Source organism: Gillisia sp. JM1 (genome assembly GCF_000424645.1).
Classification (GTDB): Bacteria; Bacteroidota; Bacteroidia; order Flavobacteriales; family Flavobacteriaceae; genus Gillisia.
This window is the reverse complement of sequence record NZ_KE384219.1, coordinates 606,425-628,542: the sequence shown is the minus strand read 5'-3', so window position 1 is coordinate 628,542 and position 22,118 is coordinate 606,425. Positions and strand designations below refer to the sequence as shown.

General features: G+C 35.9%; 14 protein-coding genes. 8 read left to right on the top strand and 6 right to left on the bottom strand.

What is annotated here, in order from left to right:
- Positions 1-238 precede the first annotated feature (238 nt).
- Positions 239-901, bottom strand: coding sequence for an energy transducer TonB (locus H033_RS20575; protein WP_231367654.1), 663 nt, complete (start codon positions 899-901; stop codon positions 239-241).
- Between the two features lie 748 nt (positions 902-1,649).
- On the opposite strand from H033_RS20575, the gene katG reads away from it, so the two are divergent.
- The gene (gene katG, locus H033_RS0117230; RefSeq protein WP_026839409.1) at positions 1,650-3,905 is read left to right on the top strand and encodes a catalase/peroxidase HPI; all 2,256 of its coding nucleotides are present in this window, start codon (positions 1,650-1,652) and stop codon (positions 3,903-3,905) included.
- Between the two features lie 247 nt (positions 3,906-4,152).
- On the opposite strand, the gene H033_RS0117225 is transcribed toward katG, so the two are convergent.
- Positions 4,153-5,256 carry a PAS domain-containing sensor histidine kinase gene (locus tag H033_RS0117225; protein ID WP_051228049.1) on the bottom strand — a complete coding sequence of 368 codons (1,104 nt, stop codon included), beginning with the start codon at positions 5,254-5,256 and terminating at the stop codon, positions 4,153-4,155.
- A gap of 379 nt (positions 5,257-5,635) precedes the next feature.
- Between H033_RS0117225 and H033_RS0117220 the strand changes: the two genes are divergently transcribed.
- The 4 genes from H033_RS0117220 (at position 5,636) to H033_RS0117205 (ending at position 12,938) form a co-directional block, all read left to right on the top strand.
- Entirely contained in the window at positions 5,636-7,048 is a 1,413-nt protein-coding gene (locus H033_RS0117220) for a glycogen synthase (RefSeq protein WP_026839407.1), read from the top strand.
- Complete coding sequence (locus H033_RS0117215) at positions 7,045-8,310, top strand: glucose-1-phosphate adenylyltransferase (RefSeq protein ID WP_026839406.1); 1,266 nt, start codon at positions 7,045-7,047, stop codon at positions 8,308-8,310. The genes H033_RS0117220 and H033_RS0117215 overlap by 4 nt, the downstream gene beginning before the upstream one ends.
- Before the next feature lie 180 nt (positions 8,311-8,490).
- Positions 8,491-10,404, top strand: coding sequence for a 1,4-alpha-glucan branching protein GlgB (gene glgB, locus H033_RS0117210; protein WP_026839405.1), 1,914 nt, complete (start codon positions 8,491-8,493; stop codon positions 10,402-10,404).
- A gap of 131 nt (positions 10,405-10,535) precedes the next feature.
- Entirely contained in the window at positions 10,536-12,938 is a 2,403-nt protein-coding gene (locus tag H033_RS0117205; protein WP_026839404.1) for a glycoside hydrolase family 31 protein, read from the top strand.
- 448 nt (positions 12,939-13,386) lie between these two features.
- Here H033_RS0117205 and H033_RS0117200 read toward each other — a convergent pair whose 3' ends face one another.
- The 3 genes from H033_RS0117200 to H033_RS22330 all read right to left on the bottom strand — a co-directional run bounded on the left by H033_RS0117200 (position 13,387) and on the right by H033_RS22330 (position 15,396).
- Positions 13,387-14,586 (bottom strand): MFS transporter, encoded by a 1,200-nt coding sequence (locus tag H033_RS0117200; protein ID WP_026839403.1) that lies wholly within the window; start codon positions 14,584-14,586, stop codon positions 13,387-13,389.
- A gap of 253 nt (positions 14,587-14,839) precedes the next feature.
- On the bottom strand, positions 14,840-14,989 hold the full coding sequence (locus H033_RS21865) for a hypothetical protein (RefSeq protein WP_196809465.1): 150 nt from the start codon (positions 14,987-14,989) through the stop codon (positions 14,840-14,842).
- Positions 14,990-15,261: 272 nt separating this feature from the next.
- Positions 15,262-15,396 carry a hypothetical protein gene (locus tag H033_RS22330; RefSeq protein WP_262489321.1) on the bottom strand — a complete coding sequence of 45 codons (135 nt, stop codon included), beginning with the start codon at positions 15,394-15,396 and terminating at the stop codon, positions 15,262-15,264.
- A gap of 277 nt (positions 15,397-15,673) precedes the next feature.
- On the opposite strand from H033_RS22330, the gene H033_RS21700 reads away from it, so the two are divergent.
- The 3 genes from H033_RS21700 to H033_RS0117180 all read left to right on the top strand — a co-directional run bounded on the left by H033_RS21700 (position 15,674) and on the right by H033_RS0117180 (position 18,493).
- Positions 15,674-15,859 carry a hypothetical protein gene (locus H033_RS21700; RefSeq protein WP_155827868.1) on the top strand — a complete coding sequence of 62 codons (186 nt, stop codon included), beginning with the start codon at positions 15,674-15,676 and terminating at the stop codon, positions 15,857-15,859.
- 103 nt (positions 15,860-15,962) lie between these two features.
- Complete coding sequence (locus tag H033_RS0117185) at positions 15,963-16,841, top strand: DUF808 domain-containing protein (RefSeq protein WP_026839402.1); 879 nt, start codon at positions 15,963-15,965, stop codon at positions 16,839-16,841.
- 503 nt (positions 16,842-17,344) lie between these two features.
- Complete coding sequence (locus H033_RS0117180) at positions 17,345-18,493, top strand: saccharopine dehydrogenase family protein (RefSeq protein ID WP_026839401.1); 1,149 nt, start codon at positions 17,345-17,347, stop codon at positions 18,491-18,493.
- A gap of 634 nt (positions 18,494-19,127) precedes the next feature.
- Here the strand turns inward: H033_RS0117180 and H033_RS0117175 are convergent.
- Complete coding sequence (locus H033_RS0117175; RefSeq protein ID WP_026839400.1) at positions 19,128-22,016, bottom strand: M16 family metallopeptidase; 2,889 nt, start codon at positions 22,014-22,016, stop codon at positions 19,128-19,130.
- Between the last annotated feature and the right edge of the window lie 102 nt (positions 22,017-22,118).

The following is a 22,118-nucleotide window of genomic DNA, read 5'->3' as shown; positions in this document are numbered from 1 at the left end:
TTTTATTAGGAGAGATAGTAACTTTTCCCATAATAATTTTTCAAGGGTAGCTGTTTCATCGAAAATTACGGTGAAAACTAATTTGGTTCCTAGAGCAACAACTGGTTAATTAATGATAGGACTTTCTATAAACCATTCTATTTTCAGCCGCAGTATCCTTATCAAGGATCGCAAGTAGAATAAAAAATACCGGTGTATTGCTACAAGCGCAATTTTACAACTAAACAATGTTGGGGATTTAATCTTGAACTTTAAATATAATAGGTATTGCATATTGAACTATTACAGGATTTCCTCGTTGCTTTCCTGGTTTCATTTTTGGTAATGCCTGGATTACTCTCTGTGCTTCCAGTTCTAATTTTGGATGAGGAGCTCGAGTAAGTACATCTATAATATCACCATTGGTATCAATTTTAAACATTACATTTATTTTGTTGATGCCTTTTAAGCCAAGCTGGCTTCCAAGTTCTACATTGAATTCTTTATTGATGAATTTGGTGATCTTTTCACTCATACAATCTTTCCGTTCTGTGTTATTGCTTAAATTTTCGCAACCGGGAAATATTGGAACGTCTTCAATTAAAATAAATGGAACCGTTTCGATCTCATCGTCCTTTTTTACTTCAATAATAGCATCTACATTGGCTATTGGTTCAGTATCTATTTCTGAAGATTTAATAAGGTCTTCTTCCTTATCTTCATCATCGGGGATCAATTTAATTTCATCTGGAGCCACGGGCAACTTTGGGGGTGGCGGAGTAGGTAGTATCGTTATTGGTATTTCCAATTCATCTACTGGCCCATTTAAGGATTGATCTTGCACTATTTCTGCTTTTTCGTAGCAACGCCATTGTACAACGAAATAGGCGATTAAAAGCACCAGGATTAGACCAATTTGCAAGAATAATACGGTTCGCTTGTTAAGATCTGCTTTTGTAGTTTTTTTTTACTTCCATAATTTTGAAGGTTTAAAAAATATATAGAAAGGCTGAATTAGTTGCATTTGAGAATTATCAATTAACATGCCTAATGTTTATGTTATTAATATTTAATTGTTTATTTCATGAATATAATGACGGACTTAATCTAAAATGATTGAATAAATGCATAAAAAGTTTGGAAAGTGTTTTAGGAGATCAATAAATTGATTCAAAATGATGCTAAGCTTTTTGTTTTCAAAATCGATAACAGAAATGAATCTAAATCATTGTCGTCCGACAAAAGATATTAGATCGCTGCGCTGCAAGATTCAAGACGTCAGACTTTATTCCAACTAACTAAAAATAAATATTTTAATCTGTATGAATTTTCCAAAAAGAGAAAAATAATTCTGTGTTCCAATAGAAAGCTCCTAAACATTGAAAACAGTCTTAATCCACGTAACTTCTAGCCCCACTGAAATCCTGAATTTTTTTACCTGACAGTACTAAATCTAAATATCAAAATTATTATGATTTCTGAATCATAGATTTTTACTCAAATAGTATATAGTTGATTTCCTTATAGTGTTTTATTTTGGGGTATAATTATAGATTAATAATATAATTATAAGTTTAGCCTAATCATCATAGTTTTTATCGATTGAAAATTTAATATTATAAATAAATATTATCATAGATTTGAATTATAAATAATATAAAACTTTAAAAATGTCTAACGATAATTCTAGCAATCCAGATAATCACAAAGTTTGGGAAGTAAACGAATCTAGCAAGTGTCCATTTATGGGAGGAGCTAAAAATTTCTCTGCAGGTAGTGGAACTTCAAATAGTGATTGGTGGCCAAACTTATTAAATTTAAAAATCTTACGGCAACATTCTAAGGAATCTAATCCTTTGGGGACAGATTTTAATTATGCAGAAGAGTTTAAAAAATTAGATCTGGAAGCAGTAAAGAAAGATCTTTTCGATCTAATGACAGATTCACAGGAGTGGTGGCCTGCAGATTATGGTCATTATGGACCATTTTTTATTAGAATGGCATGGCATAGTGCAGGAACTTATAGAATAGGTGATGGTAGAGGTGGAGCTAGTTCTGGTTCTCAACGTTTCGCACCCTTAAACAGTTGGCCAGATAATGCAAATCTTGATAAAGCACGTTTACTACTATGGCCAATAAAACAGAAATACGGAAATAAAATATCTTGGGCAGATTTAATAGTATTAACAGGAAACTGTGCTCTAGAGTCTATGGAGTTTAAAACCTTTGGTTTTGCTGGTGGACGAGAAGATATTTGGGAACCAGAGGAGGATATTTACTGGGGATCTGAAGGAGAGTGGTTAGGAAATGAAGAGCGCTACTCTGGCGATCATGAGTTAGAGAATCCACTTGGGGCTGCTCATATGGGTCTCATCTATGTTAATCCAGAAGGACCAAATGGAAATCCAGATCCAATTGGATCAGCACGCGACATTCGTGAAACTTTTGGTCGTATGGCAATGAATGACGAGGAAACGGTAGCACTTATTGCTGGAGGACACACCTTTGGAAAAACACACGGCGCTGCAGATCCTGAAGAATATGTAGGAATAGAGCCAGCAGGAGCAGGGATAGAAGAACAAGGATTAGGATGGAAAAATTCTTTTGGTACAGGAAATGGAGCTAGCACTATAACTAGTGGTATAGAAGGTGCATGGACAGCATCTCCAGCAAAATGGACCAACATGTATTTTGATAATCTTTTTAAATACGAATGGGAATTAACCAAAAGCCCAGCTGGTGCATACCAGTGGAAACCAAAAAATAATGAAGGAGCTGGGACTATTCCTGATGCACATGACCCTACTATAAGTCATGCTCCATTTATGTTAACTACAGATCTTTCTTTACGTGAAGATCCAGCATACCTTAAAATTTCCAAGCGCTTCCATGAGAATCCTGATGAGTTTGCAGACGTATTTTCTCGTGCTTGGTATAAATTAACGCACCGTGATATGGGACCAGTATCACGTTATTTAGGACCAGACGTTCCAAAAGAAGAACTAATTTGGCAGGATCCAGTTCCAGCAGTAGATCATGAATTAATAAATGATCACGATATAGTAGAACTAAAGAAAAATATTCTTGATTCTGGATTAACTGTTTCTCAGTTAGTATCAACTGCATGGGCATCAGCTTCTACTTACCGGGATTCGGATAAACGTGGTGGAGCAAATGGCGGACGTTTGCGTTTAGCCCCGCAAAAATATTGGGAGGTGAATAATCCTTCAGAACTGTCAAAAATATTGGATACTTTGAAAGAAATTCGCTCTAATTTCAATAACAGGCAATCCGGAAACAAACAGGTTTCTATTGCAGATTTAATTATTCTTGGAGGAAGTGCTGGTCTAGAAAAAGCAGCAAAAAATGGAGGACATGAAATAAATGTAGAATTTACTCCAGGTCGTACAGATGCATCCCAGGAGCAAACAGATATTGATGCATTCGCACCTTTAGAGCCGAATGCCGATGGTTTTAGAAACTATTTTAGAAACCAAGATCATATTGCTGCTTCTGCTGAACAAATGTTAATAGATCGTGCACAATTGCTTAAACTTAGTGCCCCAGAACTTACAGTTCTTATAGGTGGTATGAGAACTCTGAAAACGAATTTTAATGATTCTAAGCATGGTGTGTTTACAGATAGACCAGAAACTCTTACGAATGACTTTTTTATAAATCTATTGGATATTCGTACGAAGTGGCACCCGAATCCTGATGATAAAAATGTATTTGAAGGTTCAGATCGTACAACAGGTGAGGCTAAAGGAACTGCAACCAGAGCAGACCTTGTATTTAGTTCCAACTCGGAGTTACGTGCAATAGCTGAAGTCTATGGTTACAAAGATTCACAGGGAAAATTTGTGAAAGACTTTGTAAATGCTTGGACCAAAGTGATGAATTTAGATCGTTTTGATTTAAAATAATTTAAAATACAGCAATTGTAGCAAAGAAAATAATCCCGTAAACCTAGTGTTTATGGGATTTTTGTATTTTTGAATTATTGGAAAATGGCTTAAAAAGGTTGGATAAATATTAAAGCAATAATTAATTTACTGTAGTTAAATTTTATTGTGATTTTAGTTTAGTCTAAAAATACAGAAAGATGCCATCAAATTTGTTTTGGGCTTGCCCTGTATTTTTAACTTACATTCATTTTTTAGGCAGTGAAAATTAGTCCTTGAAAGTTAGTACGAAGGTAGTTCCCACATTTACTTGGCTGGTTACAGCTATTTTACCACCTAAACTTTCCATGTGGCTTTGTACAAGATAGAGCCCTATTCCCTTGCTGTCCCCATTATTATGAAAACTTTGATGAAGGCCAAATATAGATTCTCCAACCTTTTCCATATCGAACCCAATTCCGTTATCCGAAAATGATAACTGGATCCCATTATTCACTTTTTTTGATTTTATAGTAATTGCTGGAGCTATTTTTGGGTTGCAATACTTAATTGAATTAGAAATAAGATTAAGCAGAATGCTCTGTAAGTAAAAAGAACTAAAGTTTACTTCGGGAGCTTCAGAGAAATCTGCGTTGAAAGTAGTATTCGATTTTTGAATCAAGGTATTTATCGAATTAAGAACCATGAAAAGGGTGTCTTCCAGACTTATAACTTCAACCTGAATATTTATTTTTTTCTCTTGACTCACAGCATCTACATACTTGTCTAGAGTGTTTTTCATTTGAATTGTAGAAGAATTAAGCAATTCTATATATTCCAGCGTTTGTTCATCTTCGATCTTAGAAAGATCTAATAAGCTAAAAAGAGATAGAAGATTGTTAACAGGTGCCCTTAGATCATGTGTTGTGGTGTAGGTGAATTTTTTAAGATCGGCATTTAATTTTGCTAGATCTATTAGCAGTAAATTTCGTTCTTCCTCCAGTTTTTTAACATGAGTTATATTTTTTGCAATGGCATATATCAATTTACTTTCGGGCTCCGAGATCGATGTCCAGGAAAGCCATATAATATTTCCACTTTTCGTGAGATACCTATTCTCAAAATTTAAAACAGGGTTTTTCTCTCTAAGATTATCTCTAAAGCGAGAAGTTTTAAGTCTGTCTTCAGAATAGATAAAATTGCTAACAGGACTATCAAGTAGTTCCTCCATGCTATATCCAAGAATATTTGAAAACGCAGGATTTACTTTCTTTAAATTTCCATTATGGTCTGCAATGCAAACAATATCTGGAGTTAGTTGAAAAAACTGCTCCAGGTTAAAAGAAATTTCAGCTGTGGAATCTGGGAAAATTGAATTGCTATCGCTTTGCATATGAAAGGAAAATTGAAATTTAACTTATCTTCTACAAGATAGTCTAATAATTGTTTGGAGCCATACATAGAAGCAGTTACTAATAACCTCAATAAATTTAGATGTAATATTTAAATTAAAAGTAATCATTTCACTTCTGCTATATTGAATATTAGATTTTCAAAATATTCTGAAAGCGATCAAATATAATCGTTCTAAATTCTTTCATTACAAGTGGGGTAGTGACAGTTGGTAATCCAATTTTAATTTCAACAAATTTTGAATTAGCATTAAGTCTTTTCAAAAGAGATGAAACTGAAATACAAACCCTATTCACGCCAATAAGAGATAATTATAGCTTAAATATTTTTTGTAAGTTTAGTAACTGAGAAAAAATTAAATGAAAATCATACATATAAGTGCCGAATGTTATCCTATTGCTAAAGTTGGCGGATTGGCAGATGTTGTAGGAGCTTTACCTAAATATCAAAATAGCGCAGGAACTTCAAGTCAAGTAGTGATGCCATTCTATAAAAATAAATTCACCCAAGCCCATAAATTTAAAACTGTATATGAAGGGCATTTAAAAATGGGGAATGAATCCCTGAGTTTTAAAATTTTAATTCCAGAAAAAGAGAACTTAGGATTTGAGATTTATTTGGTAGATATTCCCGAATTATTATTTAAAGAATATGTGTACTCTGAAGATGACACCGAAAGATTTTTGGCCTTTCAAATTGCTGTCTTAGATTGGATAATTCAGAATAAACAATTGCCAGATGTTATTCATTGCCATGATCATCATACAGGGCTGATCCCTTTTATGATGTCTCACATAAATAAATACAAAAAATTAAAGAACATACCTTCCGTATTTACCATTCATAACGCACAATATCAAGGTTGGTTCTCTCATGATAAAATAGATCTAATTCCAACATTTCCCTTATCTCATATAGGACTGTTAGATTGGGATAACAGTATTAATCCGCTGGCTACAGCCATTAAAAGCGCTTGGCAAGTTACCACTGTTTCTCCAAGTTATATGGAAGAATTGAAAGTTAAAGCGAATGGATTGGAAAGTTTAATTAGTTCTGAAAGTCAGAAATGTAGTGGGATATTGAACGGAATAGATACAAAGGTGTGGGATCCGGAAACGGATGATATGATAGCGTCGAAATATGGTATTTCAAACTGCGATTCCGGAAAGCAAGCTTCTAAGGATTGGTTATGTGATAAATTTGGATTAGAGCCAGAAAAACCATTATTCGTTTTTATTGGTAGGCTTGTAGAAGAAAAAGGAGCCGATCTTTTCTATGAGTTGTTTGAGATGGCTTTAAAAAATCTCGATATTTCTATACTTTTATTAGGTTCTGGAAACAAAACGCTTGAGGAGCAACTGAAGAAGCTTACCAGCAAATACCCAAAAAAGTATAACGCATTTATAGGCTATGATGAGGTGCTCTCTCATGAAATGTATGCAGGAGCGGATTTTTTATTGATGCCTTCTCGTGTGGAGCCTTGCGGACTTAATCAGATGTATTCCATTAGGTATGGAACAATTCCCATTGCAAATAAAATAGGAGGTTTAAAAGATACAGTGGTGGATATTTCTGAAGGTGGGTTTGGTTTTTTACACACTGATAATACGGTAACGGGAATCTATAAATCTATAAAAAGAGCAACTCAGTTTTATAGCGATTCTTCAAAGTTAAAAGAAACCAGAAAGATGATCATGCAAATAGATCATTCCTGGGATGCATCGGCTGAGAAATATATTAATTTATACAAATCTTTAATTCAGTATTCATGATCAACGACAAGGTATTAGCAATTATTATGGGCGGTGGCCAAGGTTCCAGATTGTATCCATTAACAGCAACAAGGTCTAAACCGGCAGTTCCAATAGCAGGGAAATACAGGTTGGTAGATATTCCTATTTCCAACTGTATCAACTCAGATATAAAAAGAATGTTCGTGCTTACCCAGTTTAATTCAGCATCATTAAACACGCATATAAAGAACACCTATCATTTCAGTTTTTTTAGTTCTGCCTTTGTAGATGTGTTAGCTGCTGAACAAACTCTTCAAAACAACACTTGGTTTCAAGGAACTGCAGATGCTGTGAGACAAAGTATGCATCATTTTTTAAATCATGATTTTGAATACGCACTTATACTTTCAGGAGATCAATTGTATCAGATGGATTTTAATGACATGCTGAAAGAGCACATAGAACGAGATGCTAAAATATCTATCGCTACCCTTCCGGTTTCTGAAAAAGATGCAACCTCATTTGGAATTCTTAAAACAGACGAAAGTAATTTGATTACCTCATTTATCGAAAAGCCAAAAACCGAACTATTAAAAGATTGGACTTCACCGGTAAGTGAAGAGATGGAAGCAGAGGGAAGAAATCATCTGGCCTCGATGGGTATCTATATTTTCAATAAGGATCTTTTGGTAGAACTCATGAATGATAACTCAACCGTTGATTTTGGAAAAGAAATAATTCCGCAGAATATCGATAAACATAAAACGCTAAGCTATCAATTTGAAGGTTATTGGACAGATATAGGGAATATAGAATCCTTTTTTGAAGCTAATCTTGGCTTAACAGATGATATCCCAAAATTTGATCTTTATAATAGTTCGAAACGAATTTATACCCATGCACGCTTACTTCCTACTTCCAAGATCTCTGGTACTATTCTGAACAAAGCGGTAATTGCTGATGGTTGTTTGATAACTGCTGCCAAAATAGAACGTTCCGTAATTGGAATTCGTTCTCGAATAGGAAGTGGAACTACTGTAAGTAATACCTATATGATGGGAAGTGACAGCTATCAAACTTTAGAGGATTTGGAACAAAGGGACACAAAGATCCCAATGGGAATTGGTGAAAACTCCAATATTAATAACGCCATTTTAGATAAAAACTGCTGTATTGGAAATAATGTAAAAATTAATGGTAGTGCGCAGTTGGAAGAAAAGGAAACTGATACTTATTTTATAAAAGAAGGAATCGTAGTAGTGAAAAAGGGAGCAATTATTCCAGATGGCTATGAGATTTGAGATTATTACTCATTATAGAGATCTCGTCACCCTGAATTCATTTCAGGGTCTCAACTAATTGTAATGATTAACAGTTTTACGAGATTCTGAAATTTCCGAAGCGTCGGGACAGAAAGACGTCCCTTGTAAGTTTATGAAACTTTACAGACAATCAAACATTTTAATTAGCAGCCCAAAAATATGTCCAAGGTAAAAGCTCACAGTTTATTTACAGATTTTGATATTTCTTTATTTAGAGCGGGTAAACATTTTAAACTTTATGAAAAGTTTGGTGCACACTCTATGCAGTTTGAAGGAGAGGATGGTGTGTACTTTTCGGTTTGGGCACCTTCTGCAAAATCTGTTGCAGTGGTGGGCGATTTTAATTTTTGGGATGGAAAGGAGAATATGCTAAATGTGCGTTGGGATTCCTCCGGAATTTGGGAAGGATTTATTCCTTTGGCTAAAAAAGGAATGCGTTATAAATTCAAGATAACTTCCAATAACAATAATATAATTACCGAAAAAGTAGATCCTTATGCACACTATTTTGAAAAATCTCCAAATACTGCCTCTATAATCTGGGACATCAAAGATTACAGCTGGAAGGATAAGAACTGGATGGGTTATAGGAAGGACAAAAATGACCTTGATAAACCATATTCTGTATATGAAGTACAGCTTGGGTCTTGGAAGAAAAACCCGGAAGGGGAATTTTTAAGCTATAGAGAACTAGCGGTTGAACTGGTGAATTATGTGAAGGAAATGAACTTCACTCATGTTGAGCTAATGCCTATCATGGAATATCCTTATGATCCTTCTTGGGGCTATCAGCTTATAGGATATTTTGCACCTACTTCTCGTTTCGGCTCTCCTCAGGATTTTATGTATTTAATAGATGCTTTTCATCAGAATGATATAGGAGTAATTCTGGACTGGGTACCTGCGCATTTTCCTGCAGATGAACATGGATTGGGCTTGTTTGACGGGACTAATCTTTATGAACATCCAGACACCAAAAAAGGATATCACCCAGATTGGAAAAGTCTGATTTTTAATTATGAGCGTAATGAAGTGCGTTCATTTTTAATAAGCAATGCTCTTTTCTGGCTGGAATATTATCATATAGATGGACTGCGGGTAGATGCAGTAGCTTCAATGATATATCTGGATTATTCCAGAGAAGAAGGAGAGTGGGAACCAAATATATTTGGAGGTAATCAAAATTTGGAAGCTGTATCTTTTTTGAAGGATTTCAATACTGCGGTGTATAATAATTTTGAAGGAGTGCAAACCATAGCAGAAGAATCTACTGCTTTTTCCGGTGTTACAAAACCTGTAGGTCAGGGAGGTTTAGGTTTTGGAATGAAGTGGATGATGGGATGGATGCATGATACGCTGGCTTATTTCAGCAAAGATCCTATCCATAGAAAATTTCATCAGAATGAGTTAACATTTAGTCTGGCTTATGCATTTACGGAAAACTTTATGTTACCGCTTTCTCATGATGAAGTTGTACACGGTAAAAAGTCACTTTTAAGCAAACAGACCGGAGATGAGTGGCAGCGATTTGCAAATTTAAGAACCCTATATGCATTTATGTTTATGCATCCTGGTGCGAAGCTCTTGTTTATGGGATCCGAATTTGCTCAGTATGAGGAATGGAATTTTGAAAAGAGTTTAGATTGGAATTTATTGGAATTCTTACCGCATAAAGGTATGCTGAATTTCGTAAAAGATCTCAATCTATTCTACAAGGAAACGCCGGCGCTCTATGAAAAAGCATTTAGTACTGAAGGATTTGAGTGGATCGCATATGATGACAATGAAAATTCGGTGCTTTCCTTTTTAAGAAAGGGTCATGATTCCCAAAATGATGTATTTGTGGTTTGTAATTTCACTCCAAGCCTAAAGGAAAATTATAAAATCGGACTAAACAAAAGAGGATATATCAAGGAGATCTTCAATAGCGATCTACTGCCTTATGGAGGTAGTGGGGTTAAAAATGCTGAAAGTGTTGAGGTATCCCAAAATTCTTGGAATCAAGGAGGATTTTCAGCAAATATTACGCTTCCACCTTTAGGAGTGGTAGTTTTTAAGCACATAGATGAGTAATAGTAAAATGTTGGAAATTAGGCGCTTTAATTGCATTTTAAGTAATAAAAGGACTTTATTATTATGGAATAGTAACTAACAGATTTTGGTTTTTTTAGTACGTTTATAAATTATTTTTTAGAACCCTATCTATGATCACTAATACAGAATTAGCACTAAAAGGAAATCAGTTTCCTAACAATATAGTTTCCTATAATAAGAACATTGACGTTCTGGATTTTCGAACGGAAAATGATGTAACGCTTCAAATAACCATTGTTCGAGATAGTGTTATAAGATTCCGATATTCCACAACATCCAACTTCGACAAAGATTTTTCGTATGCCATCACTAAATATGCGAGGACTGGCTATAATTACTTAGAGATCGAGGAAGCGGCGGAAGATTATATAATCACTACTCAAAAACTAATCTGTCACATAAATAAAATAAATCTAAAAGTAAATATTTATGATGCCAAGGATAATACCTTGATTAGTCATGATGAGTTAGGATTCCATTGGGAGGAGAGTTATGAGTTTGGAGGAGATATTGTTAAGATGAGCAAAACCTCTCAGGATGGTGAAAGCTATTATGGCTTGGGGGATAAGCCTTCGCATTTGAACCTTAAAGGAAAAAGATTTGAGAATTGGGTAACAGATTCTTATGCCTATGGTAAGGATACAGATCCAATTTATAAAGCAATACCGTTTTACACGGGCTTACATCACGGGAAATCTTACGGTATATTTTTCGATAATACCTTTAGAACCTTTTTTGACTTCGCTCATGAGCGTAAGAACGTAACCAGTTTTTGGGCACAGGGAGGGGAGATGAATTATTATTTTATCTATGGTCCAAAAATGACCGATGTAGTTGCTAATTATACCGATCTAACTGGAAAGCCTCATCAACTACCAGCACTGTGGACGCTTGGGTATCATCAATGCAAATGGAGTTACTATCCGGAATCTAAAGTTAAAGAGGTAACAGCCAAATTCAGAGAGCTACAAATACCATGTGATGCTATCTATTTGGATATAGATTATATGGAAGGCTTTAGATGCTTTACCTGGAATAAAGAATATTTCCCAGATCCAAAGCGAATGGTGCAGGAGCTGCTAGAGGATGGATTTAAAACCATAGTGATCATAGATCCGGGAATTAAAATAGATAAAGATTACGAGGTTTTTAAAGAAGGATTAGAAAACGATTATTTCTGCAGACGAGCCGATGGTCCTTATATGAAAGGAAAGGTATGGCCGGGAGAATGTTATTTCCCAGATTTCACGAATCCGAAAGTGAGAGATTGGTGGGCTGGATTATTTAAAGAACTTATAGAGGATATCGGAGTAAAAGGGGTTTGGAATGATATGAATGAACCTGCAATAATGGAAGTTCCCAACAAAACCTTTCCAGATGATGTAAGACATGATTACGATGGAAATCCATGTAGCCATAGGAAAGCACATAATGTTTACGGAATGCAAATGGCTAGGGCCACTTATCAGGGATTAAAAAAGTTTGGATATCCTAAGAGACCATTTGTAATAACACGTGCAGCATATGCTGGTACACAACGATACACTTCTTCTTGGACAGGAGATAATATAGCTACCTGGGAACATTTATGGATCGCTAATGTGCAGGCACAGCGAATGGCGCTTTCAGGATTTTCATTTATTGGAAGTGATATTGGAGGATTTGCAGAACAACCTAACGGAGAGCTATATGCACGTTGGATCCAATTAGGAGTGTTTCATCCTTTTTGCAGAACTCATTCTTCAGGAGATCATGGAGAACAAGAACCATGGATGTTTGGAGAGGAGATCACTAGAGTAGTTAAAAAATTCATTGAACTTAGATATCAACTTTTACCTTATTTGTATACCTCTTTCTGGCATTATTTAAATGAAGGAACCCCCATTTTGAAATCTTTAGTTTTATATGATCAGGAAGATATTCAAACTCATTACAGAACAGATGAATTTATATTTGGAGACCAGATACTCGTGTGTCCAATTATAGAAGCTAATTCTAAAGGGCGAAGATTATACCTTCCTAAAGGGAACTGGTATAACTACTGGAATAACAAGTTCAGTTCTGGCGGTAAGGAGGTTTGGGTAGAGGCAGATCTGGATAGTATGCCGCTATTTATAAAAGAAGGAGCTATAATCCCCAAATACCCAATTCAGCAGTATGTAGGAGAAAAGGAGATTAATGAGGTAGTATTAGAGGTCTATTATAAAAAGGGAAAAGAAAATTCGTTTCTGTACGATGATGCTCATGATGGTTATGATTATACCAAGGGCAGATTCAGTTTAAGAACCTTCAAACTTACCGGAAAAACGAACGAGTTGATCATTCAGCAACACAAAGCAGGTACTTTTATCACAGGTTATAAAACTTTCAAATTAAAATTGATTGGAGTACCGTTCAATATCTCCAAAATTCAGATAGATAATGAAGAAATAGATTTTGAGGCGGTAAAAGTAAATGGAGACAACACCTTGATCATAGATAAAGATTTTACCTCGCTTCATATCATGCAGTAATGGATTGTTAATTAATGAAATGTCTGTTAGATAAAGAAATTTAGCTTTGTGCTTTCTATTCTAAAAGTCATTAAACAAAGAATTTCCATCAAGATTACTTGATGGGAATTTATAATTTTAATCCCTCATTGAGGGTTTAATTCCCCGAGGCTTGCCTCGAAGTTTTAAAAGTATTTCCCTCCCGAACCATCGGGACATTAGCTCGTGGGCTTGCCCCGAGGTTCTTGATTTCAATCTAGAACTACCTTAGGCTCGGCAACAACCAATGGGATTTTGTTTAGTATTTGGAGTTCTAATAAAGGAACAAAATTTCTATTTCAAGAGGTAGCTATAGCCTCTATTTTCACAATTCATAGAACCATTTTACTGTTACTAAGTTTAGCTTTTAGCTGTTTGAATTGGTCTAAAAATTAAAATAATATATTCTCAGAGGTATGTGCAGTAGAGGTTATTTTAATGTGCTTATGCGTTGTGCATTCAAAATAATAAGCACCAAGATTATTGCAGTAACAAAGAGAATAGATCCGAATGATATTCCCATATCCATTAGCGTTCCAAAAATTAGCGGACCTAAAGCCGTACTTAAAACCATGAACATGGTGAAAACGCTTCTAATGGTTCCTAACTTTTCGGTTCCGTAAACTTCCGCCAGAACTGCAGATTTAACCGTTCCAGCCATCCCAACACTAATTCCGGCAAGGATTAAAAAAGCCAGGGCTCCAAAAATACTATCGGAAAATGCAAATGGGAGTAATCCCAAAGTAAAAGGGATCAGGTAGTAGCGAAACATTTTCTTGCCAGAATGTTTATCTACTAATACGCCCCCGTAAATTGAAAATATGACTCTGGTTAATGCGTATACGGTGAAAAAACTGGCATATAATGAAACCGACCATCCTTTATCTTCCACCACCACATACTGATAGAAAAAGACAGCGGTTATGGTAAAACTGAGTGCAAAGCTTACCGGCATTAAGATGAAAAAGGCTTTGGTTTTCAGTAGATTTTTGTACTCCTTAATTAAGGATCCTGCCGAAGGTTTGGTTGCCATTTCCAATGCTTTATCAAAATGTGTAAGATCAGAAAAATATAATCTGAATAGATATAACAATAGGAAAGCTGCACTGGCCATCGCGGCAACTTCATAATCATACCAAAGAATAAGTGTTGAAATAAAAATAGGGAAAATAGCCTCACCAATGGCGTAACCTAGCGAAGCGATACTCAAGGCTTTTCCTCTATCCAGATCATAATGTCTTGACATGACCGTTAGGCTGATATGGCTCATTAATCCCTGACCGGTTAATCTTAGCCCAATAAGGGCAATTATAAGAATAGCGATACTCAAATGAGAAATTCCTAAAAGAAAAGAAGAAACAGCAAGTAATGCTACGGTAATTGACGTTATTATTTTAATAGGTTTATGATCCACAAGATGCCCTACAGATAGCATAATGACTGAAGAAGTCACTGTTGCGATCGCATAAATACTTCCAAAAAGCCCATTAGAAATGTCGAAAGTTTTTAGTATTTCAGGTACATAAATAGAGATCAAAAAAGTTTGCCCAAAACTGGATAGAAAAGTGAGCATCCATCCAAAACCTACTTCTTCCCTGTTCTTTCTAAAAAATTTGATTAATCCTGCCAAAAATAATGTTTATAAAATTTCTAAAACTTCCAATTTGCAAAAGTATGAATACAAATTAGATTTTGGTGAACGGCTTTTTCTTAGGCTTTCTGTCAAAGAAACAAAGTAATAATAGTTTATAAAAAAAAGCCACTTATTCAAGTGGCTTTTAAATTTCTTAATCCTGAACTTGAAAGACAAATTCGAGGGAATACTAGAGCATAAGGATATTTAGAAATACGCTGTTAAGCTAAATATTCTTTTAAACTCTTTTTTATGATTTTGAAGATAAATTATCTCTAGGTTCTGTATGTTCCCTTTTATCCTTAACCTGGTGGTTTATTTTCTTTCCTTGCGTGGCTTCGTGATTAATGGATTGTTCTTTTTTACTTGTTTTCTCTGGGTTTGGACTGTCTTTACTCATAATTATGTTATTTAAATTATTAGATTTAATATTTTGATTTAGTATAGATAAGTGAGGCTTTTACAAAATTTAAAAAAGATATTGTTTTAATTTTATAATTTTAATCCCTCATTGAGGGTTTAATTCCCCGAGGCCTGCCCGAAAAGAATTTCATTCAGGCGGGCTTGCCTCGAATTTTTAAAAGTATTTTCCTTCCGAACCATCGGGACATACCTCGTGGGCTCGCCCCGAGGTTCTTGATTCTGAAAATTCACCTCTTACAATATTATCCTCTACTTTTTTTTGCCCTCTTCTTTTTTCTTGTCACCTTCTTTCTTCTCGTCTTTTCTCTTTTCGTCTTTAGCGATTCCTTCGGCATGAGGGATTGGGTGCTTCCCTACTTTATCATCATAATTTGGTGTTTTCATTTTGAATATTTTTAAATTAAATACTATTTTGAAGAAACTTTTTCTCCTTTTATTGAAATTACTTTTTATAAATATTATTTTAAATTATACTAACATTCTTTAACATTTTTATGTTAAATCTAAGTTTATTTGAAGCATATAAATTCCTTTAAAGACGTTCTTAGTTGCTTTTTTAATCTCTTAGGGTTTAATTCCCCGATGCTTGCATCGTACGAAGAGGAAAGTTTGAAAACTTAAGGTTTTCATCGAGAAACCTTTCTTCTACTAAATACCTCGTATGCTTGCATCGAGGAACTTTATTGATATAAAGAACTCATTTCACAGTTCAAAGAGTAGTATTTTTTGGTATGCTGAAGGTGGAGAGGATTATTTTCCAATAGAAAATATGGGATATATAGGAACAACTTCTGGTCACTGGAGAGGTTCCATGCTTTACAGATTTCTGTCTTTCGTAATTTACTAAGTGATGGCCTCAAGAGAAATTAGTCAAAGTTTTACTAAATCTAATCGCTCTTTGTATCAATTTGAAAAATGAAACTTAACTTGGCACATTAATTAAGAATTATATGGCATCTGGATTTTTTGCACTATTAGACGATATCGCTGCCCTAATGGATGACGTATCAGTAATGACTAAGGTCGCCGGTAAAAAAACGGCGGGAATTTTAGGGGATGATTTAGCGGTAAATGCCGAAAAGGCCTCTGGGTTTATTTCTTCGAGAGAGCTCCCGGTCCTTTGGGCTATTACCAAAGGATCTTTACTCAATAAGGTCATAATTCTACCGGTAGCATTTCTGCTAAGTGCGTTTGTACCCGCAGCGATCATCATAATTTTAATTTTTGGTGGTTTATATTTGGCTTATGAAGGTGCAGAGAAAATCTATGAATATTTCTTTCCACATGCTCATGCCTCAGAAAAGCCGGTTTTAGAAGAGCTTTCAGAAGAAGAAGTTTTAGCGAGAGAAAAGGGAAAGATCAAATCGGCAGTTATTACTGATTTTATACTCTCGGTAGAGATCATTATCATCGCTTTAGGTTCGGTGGCCACTCAAGTTCTTTCAACGCAAATAATTGTGGTTACTATCATTGCTTTGATCGCAACTGTGGGAGTTTATGGTATTGTAGCACTGATTATTCGTATGGATGAATTTGGAGCAAAACTGATCGACTTCAATGATAGTGAGGATAGTTTTTCTGATAAAATTGGAAAATTCCTGGTAAGTGCCTTACCAAAAGTGATCAAAAGTTTATCGATAATAGGTACAATTGCTTTATTACTCGTTTCTGGTGGGATTTTCTCTCATAATATAGATTTTCTACACGGACTTTTTGAAAGTATTCCTTCAATCATCGTGGAGTTTTTACTGGGTCTGGTAGTTGGTATTATCGTCCTGGCAATTGTAAGCCTTGGTAAAAAGATATGGAAATCGATGTCCAAAAAATAATACTTTAACTTGATGATCTCATGAGTGTATAGAGAAAGGGATTATTTGCTGGTTGTTTTCCAGTTCATTCTTTTCCTGCTTTTTTATTTTAATCCCTCATTGAGGGTTAATTCCCCGAGGCCTGCCCGAAACATTCAGGCGGGCTTGCATTGAATTTTTAAAAGTATTTATCTCCCGAACCATCGGGACATACCTCTTGGGCTCGCCACGAGGTTCTTGATTTATCCCTTTTTGAAATTTGAACTCCCTGCCTGGATCAAAGCCATCACACTAAGGGTTTCTGTGCTTGGAATCTTAATTTTACATTGGCCATGCTTCTCGTCGTTTATTGAAATGGTAAAACAGCAAGAGTTAAATCATATATTGGCTTCCTATGTCTCTGCTGTAAACCAAGTCCTGACAAAAATTGTATATTTATTTTAAGGTGGTGACCTTCTTTCCTTTAAGTATTTAATATTAGATAAAAATTCTTTTAAAGAATCAAAAATTACTTAACTTTAAGTATGAATAAACAATATAATATCATCATCGCAGGTGCTGGCGGGATTGCTCAGGCAGCTGGACTTATGCTTGCGGAATTAAGTGCGGTATGTCCTAGGCTTTTTATAGCCAACCGCAATCTGGACAACGCAAAAAAAATGGCATCTTGGATCAAACAGGGTGCTTCCAGGAAAATTGAGATCGAGTGTTTTGAATTACCCTTAGATGATATCACAGACAGTCAAAAAGAAATTCTTAATAAAGCGGATATTCTTCTTGATTGTCTTCCGGGTAGTCTGGCGCCCAAGATGGCGTTATTGGCAAAAGATTACTCTATGCATTATGCGAATCTCACCGAATATGTTTCAGAAACCGAAAGCATAAAAGCTTTGGCTCAGGATGCAGATACCGGCTTCTTATTACAAACCGGACTGGCGCCCGGTTATATCGATGTTTTAGGGCACCATCTCTTTCAAGAATTTTGTGAAAAATATAAGGTGAAACAAGTGGATTCTATCGCTCTTAAAGTCGGCGCACTTACTAAACACGCGGTAGCCCCACACTATTATGGATTCACCTGGAGTCCAGTGGGAGTGGCCACAGAATATTTAAAAGATGCGGTAGTAATTCGCGATAACAAAGAAAGCACTTTACCCTCCCTTTCTGAAAGAGCACTTATTATCATTGACGGAAAAACTTATGAAGAAGATCTAACCTCCGGTGGTGCAGCAGATTTACCTAAATTTCTGGAAAACCAGGTGAAATCCCTGGATTATAAGACCCTTAGGTTGCCGGGACACTACGCCTGGGTTGGGGAGCAATTGAATTCCATGGGGAAAAGCAAAAATGTATTGAAACAATTACAGGAAAGAATGGAAGCGGTGATCCCTCATATCGAGGAAGACCAGATCATCCTGTTTGCTTCAGCAGAGGGGAAAGACGATAAGGGCATCAGGCGAAAAATCGAAGTTTCCAACAGGATCCTGCCTCAAAAAATAGGAAAGCATTGGCTTCGTGCAATTCAAACTACTACCGCAGCTCCTTTACTGCAATCTGCGCTGCTTTTGCTGGAAGGCTCAGAAAAGGGAGTGATCCTCCAAAGCCAGGTCCATACCAGTGATTTTTTAAATGGTTATTTTATTAAGCCTGTGTACGGAGAGATCAGGTTATGAATATAATTTTTCTGTATGTCCGCTTTTGTTCCAGTAAATAGTTTTTTATTAATTGATTACAGGTTGTTACCGTCATGCTGAACTTGTTTCAGCATCTCAAATATGTGGTATAAGACCCTGAAACTCCCGATGGTTCGGGACTGGGTGACGCGACCATTTCAGATGGGATAATTTGGTCACTGTACTCTAAACGGACATACAATTAATTTATTTATCGTTTCATAGGTCAAAATTTTATTAATTTAAAGATCAATTGAAGCTTTTTGTATTTCAATTCATTTCGGTCGACATCCTTTTTCAAACCTCCACTCTGTACTTGTAGTGTAAATAGAATCAAGATGAGAAAACTTGAAATAACCCTTACCGAAGAGCACTATCAACATATTCAGGGAGAGCCCAAATATGCTAACTGATTTCATTCGTCTGAAGATGTCTTTGGAGGATATGAACAATGCTTAAGTTTAGACATACTAAATGTTTTGAATGGCATCTCGAATCGAAATTCAGAAATAATTACTACCTCGACCTACAAATGTTTCGATTCCCATAGCGTTTTCAGGTTTTTAGACAATAAGAAATGAAACAAAGAAACCCGCCGGAATGGCGGGTTTCTTTGTTTACACTAACTCTTGAATTAATCTATAACTTTTTCCGTTTTAAGATCAATAGGTTGTTTAACTTCATTTCCTTGCTTATCCAGCACTTTTACTTCATCAAAGCCCATTTCCTTAAACTGTTCCAGCTGAGTAGCTGCATCACCAACCACCAGGTAAGCCATTTTTGACTCATCCAGATATTTTTGCGCCAGCTTCTTGTGTTGCTCCAAGGTCATAGAACCAATAATCTTTTCTTCTTTCTCAATGTATTTAGGATCAAGATCGTAAGCACTCATTTCCTGTAGCATTCCAAGTAATGATCCCTGAGTTTCAAAACGAAGGGCATTAGATTTTATTAATGCGTTCTTTGTGAATTCCAGATCTTCTGGAGTTATACCCTCTTTATATTTAGCGATTTCATCCTTAAAAATCCCTACAGATTCTCCGGTGGTATTTGTACGCACACTTGAGGAAGCAGTAAAGGTTCCCGGAATTTTTGATCCGCTAAAACCTGAACGAGCACCATAGGTATATCCTTTTTCCTCACGCAGTATAAGGTTGACATTTCCAGAGAAGGATCCTCCAAGTTTGTAATTCATTACCTCTGCCGGGAAGAAATCTTCACTGGTTCTTGGTAAAGCGATGTATCCAATATTGATAACTGATTGCTTTGCATTAGGAACATCTACAAAATATAAGGAGGACTTGTCACGATCATTGCTAACATCAAATTCGGGAATATTTACCTCTCTAGGTTCCCATTTTTCTGCCAGACTTTTTGCAGCTTTTAAAGCTTCAGCTTTAGAAATATCACCTACTATATGCATACGGCTCACAGTAGGAGAAAAATATTTATTATAATATTCTTTTAGGTCTTGAATTTTAATAGATTCAACAGATTCTACTGTTCCTGAAGTTGGATAAGCAAAAGGATGATTCTCACCATACAGCACCTTGTTGTAAACCTGGTTTGCAATTACGTTAGGATTAGCCTCATTTCTTTTTATCCCATTAATAGTACTGGTTTTTATGCGGGCGAATTCCTTCTCATCCCAACGAGGTTCAAGTAAAATTTCCGAAACCAGACCCATTGTTTTATCAAAGTTACGCGTAAGGGTATTCCCACGAATAACGATAGATTCGTTGGTGGTATACATGTTTATACTAGCACCAAGCATGTCTATTTCTTCTTCCAGTTCGGCAGGAGTTTTATTGGCAGTACCTTCCATCAGGATATCTGTCATTAAATTTGCCACTCCATTTTTACTTAAGTCGTCCAGTAAATGTCCTCCTTCAATAACAATACTGAAATTCACCAAAGGCAATTCAGTTTGCTCTATACCGTAAACCTTAAGTTGATTACCAAGTGTTGCTTTCCAGGAATCTGGAATATTTAATTTAGGAGTTTCACCCATTTCAGGTTGCACTGAACGATCAAATTTTGAAGGCGTCTTTTGTATTTCTTGTTGTACTTCGGCTACTTCAGATTCCACATTCTCTGTAATCTCTTCTTCAACCACTTCGGCTTTTTCAGAATTTTCAGCAATTAGGTCCAAATTTCCCTTAGGCACAAAGCTTGTAAGAATAAAAGGCTGATTTTTAATATATTTCTTGTAAACACGCATTACATCTTCTTTTGTCACAGCACGAATGTTTTGGATGTCTTTTTCTATGTAACCGGGATCTCCAGTGAAAACATCGTAACGGGCTAATTGGAAAGATTTACCAAGAACACTGCTTATACCGTTGTAAAAGTCGGTTTCCTGGCCTGCCTTAATTCTCTCGATATCTCTTTCAGTTACACCCTCTTTTTCAAATAAAGCAAAAGCTTCCTCGATACCTGCTTCTACGCTATCAAGATCTACACCTGCATTTGCTGTAACAGAGATCTGGAATTTACCGGCAATCTGGCTGGCACTATTGTAGGCGTATGGTTGGGAGGTAAGCTCCTTTTCTTCTACAAGAACCTTGTATAATGGAGCTTCTTTACCGTCATATAGTATTTTCCCAAGGAAATCCAATGCATATGCGTCTTTGGTGTATTGCTCAACTACTGGCCAAACCATATTAAGTTGAGGAGCTGTTGCGAAATTATCCTCGTGATAAAGCCGTTTGGATTCGGCAAGAGTTACAGTTTGTATTTTCAGAGGTGCCACTTCCTGTCGTTTTTTAATTTCACCAAAATATTTTTCTATCATGTTCTTGGTTTCTGCTTTGTCAAAATCTCCAGCAATAACCAATGTTGCATTGTTAGGTCCGTAAAATTTGTCGTAGAATTCTTTTACATCAGCTACGGTGGCATTTTGAAGATCTTCAAGTTCCCCAATTACCTGCCAGCTATAAGGATGTCCATCTGGGTATAGATTTTTATCAATCACCCAGCCGGTGTGGCCGTAAGGGTTGTTGTCCACCCGCTGACGCTTTTCGTTTTGTACTACTTCTTGCTGATTTGCAAAGGCAGTTTCAGTTACGGTATTAATTAGGTAGCCCATCCTGTCAGATTCCAGCCACATTACCATTTCGAGTGCATTCTTTGGTACAACTTCGTAATATACTGTTCCATCTTGCCAGGTTCCACCGTTTAAAGTACCTCCGGCGTCCTGGATCTTTTTAAAGAACTGATCCTGCGGAACATTTTCAGATTCCTGAAAGAGCATGTGCTCAAAAAGGTGAGCAAAACCTGTGCGTCCCTTTTTCTCGCGGTTAGATCCTACCCCATATTGAATTGCTAAAGAAACAATTGGATCCGATTTGTCCTGATGAAGGATTATATTAAGACCGTTATCCAGCTCATATTTTTCGAATTCGATTGATAACTCGGGATCTTGATTAGCTTTTTCTTGCCCCATAGCCTTGTCGCAGTAAACAAAAGCTACCACGCTTAAAGAAAGCATAAAAGCCCTCAGTTTAAACTTTAAGTTTGTCATATTAAAATGTTTTGATTTTTGATTGTTAAATATAAAGAATTGAGTTTTAGTAAATTGATTATTATTTAAAGAAGTGGAGTATAAAATACTTTTTTCTCACTT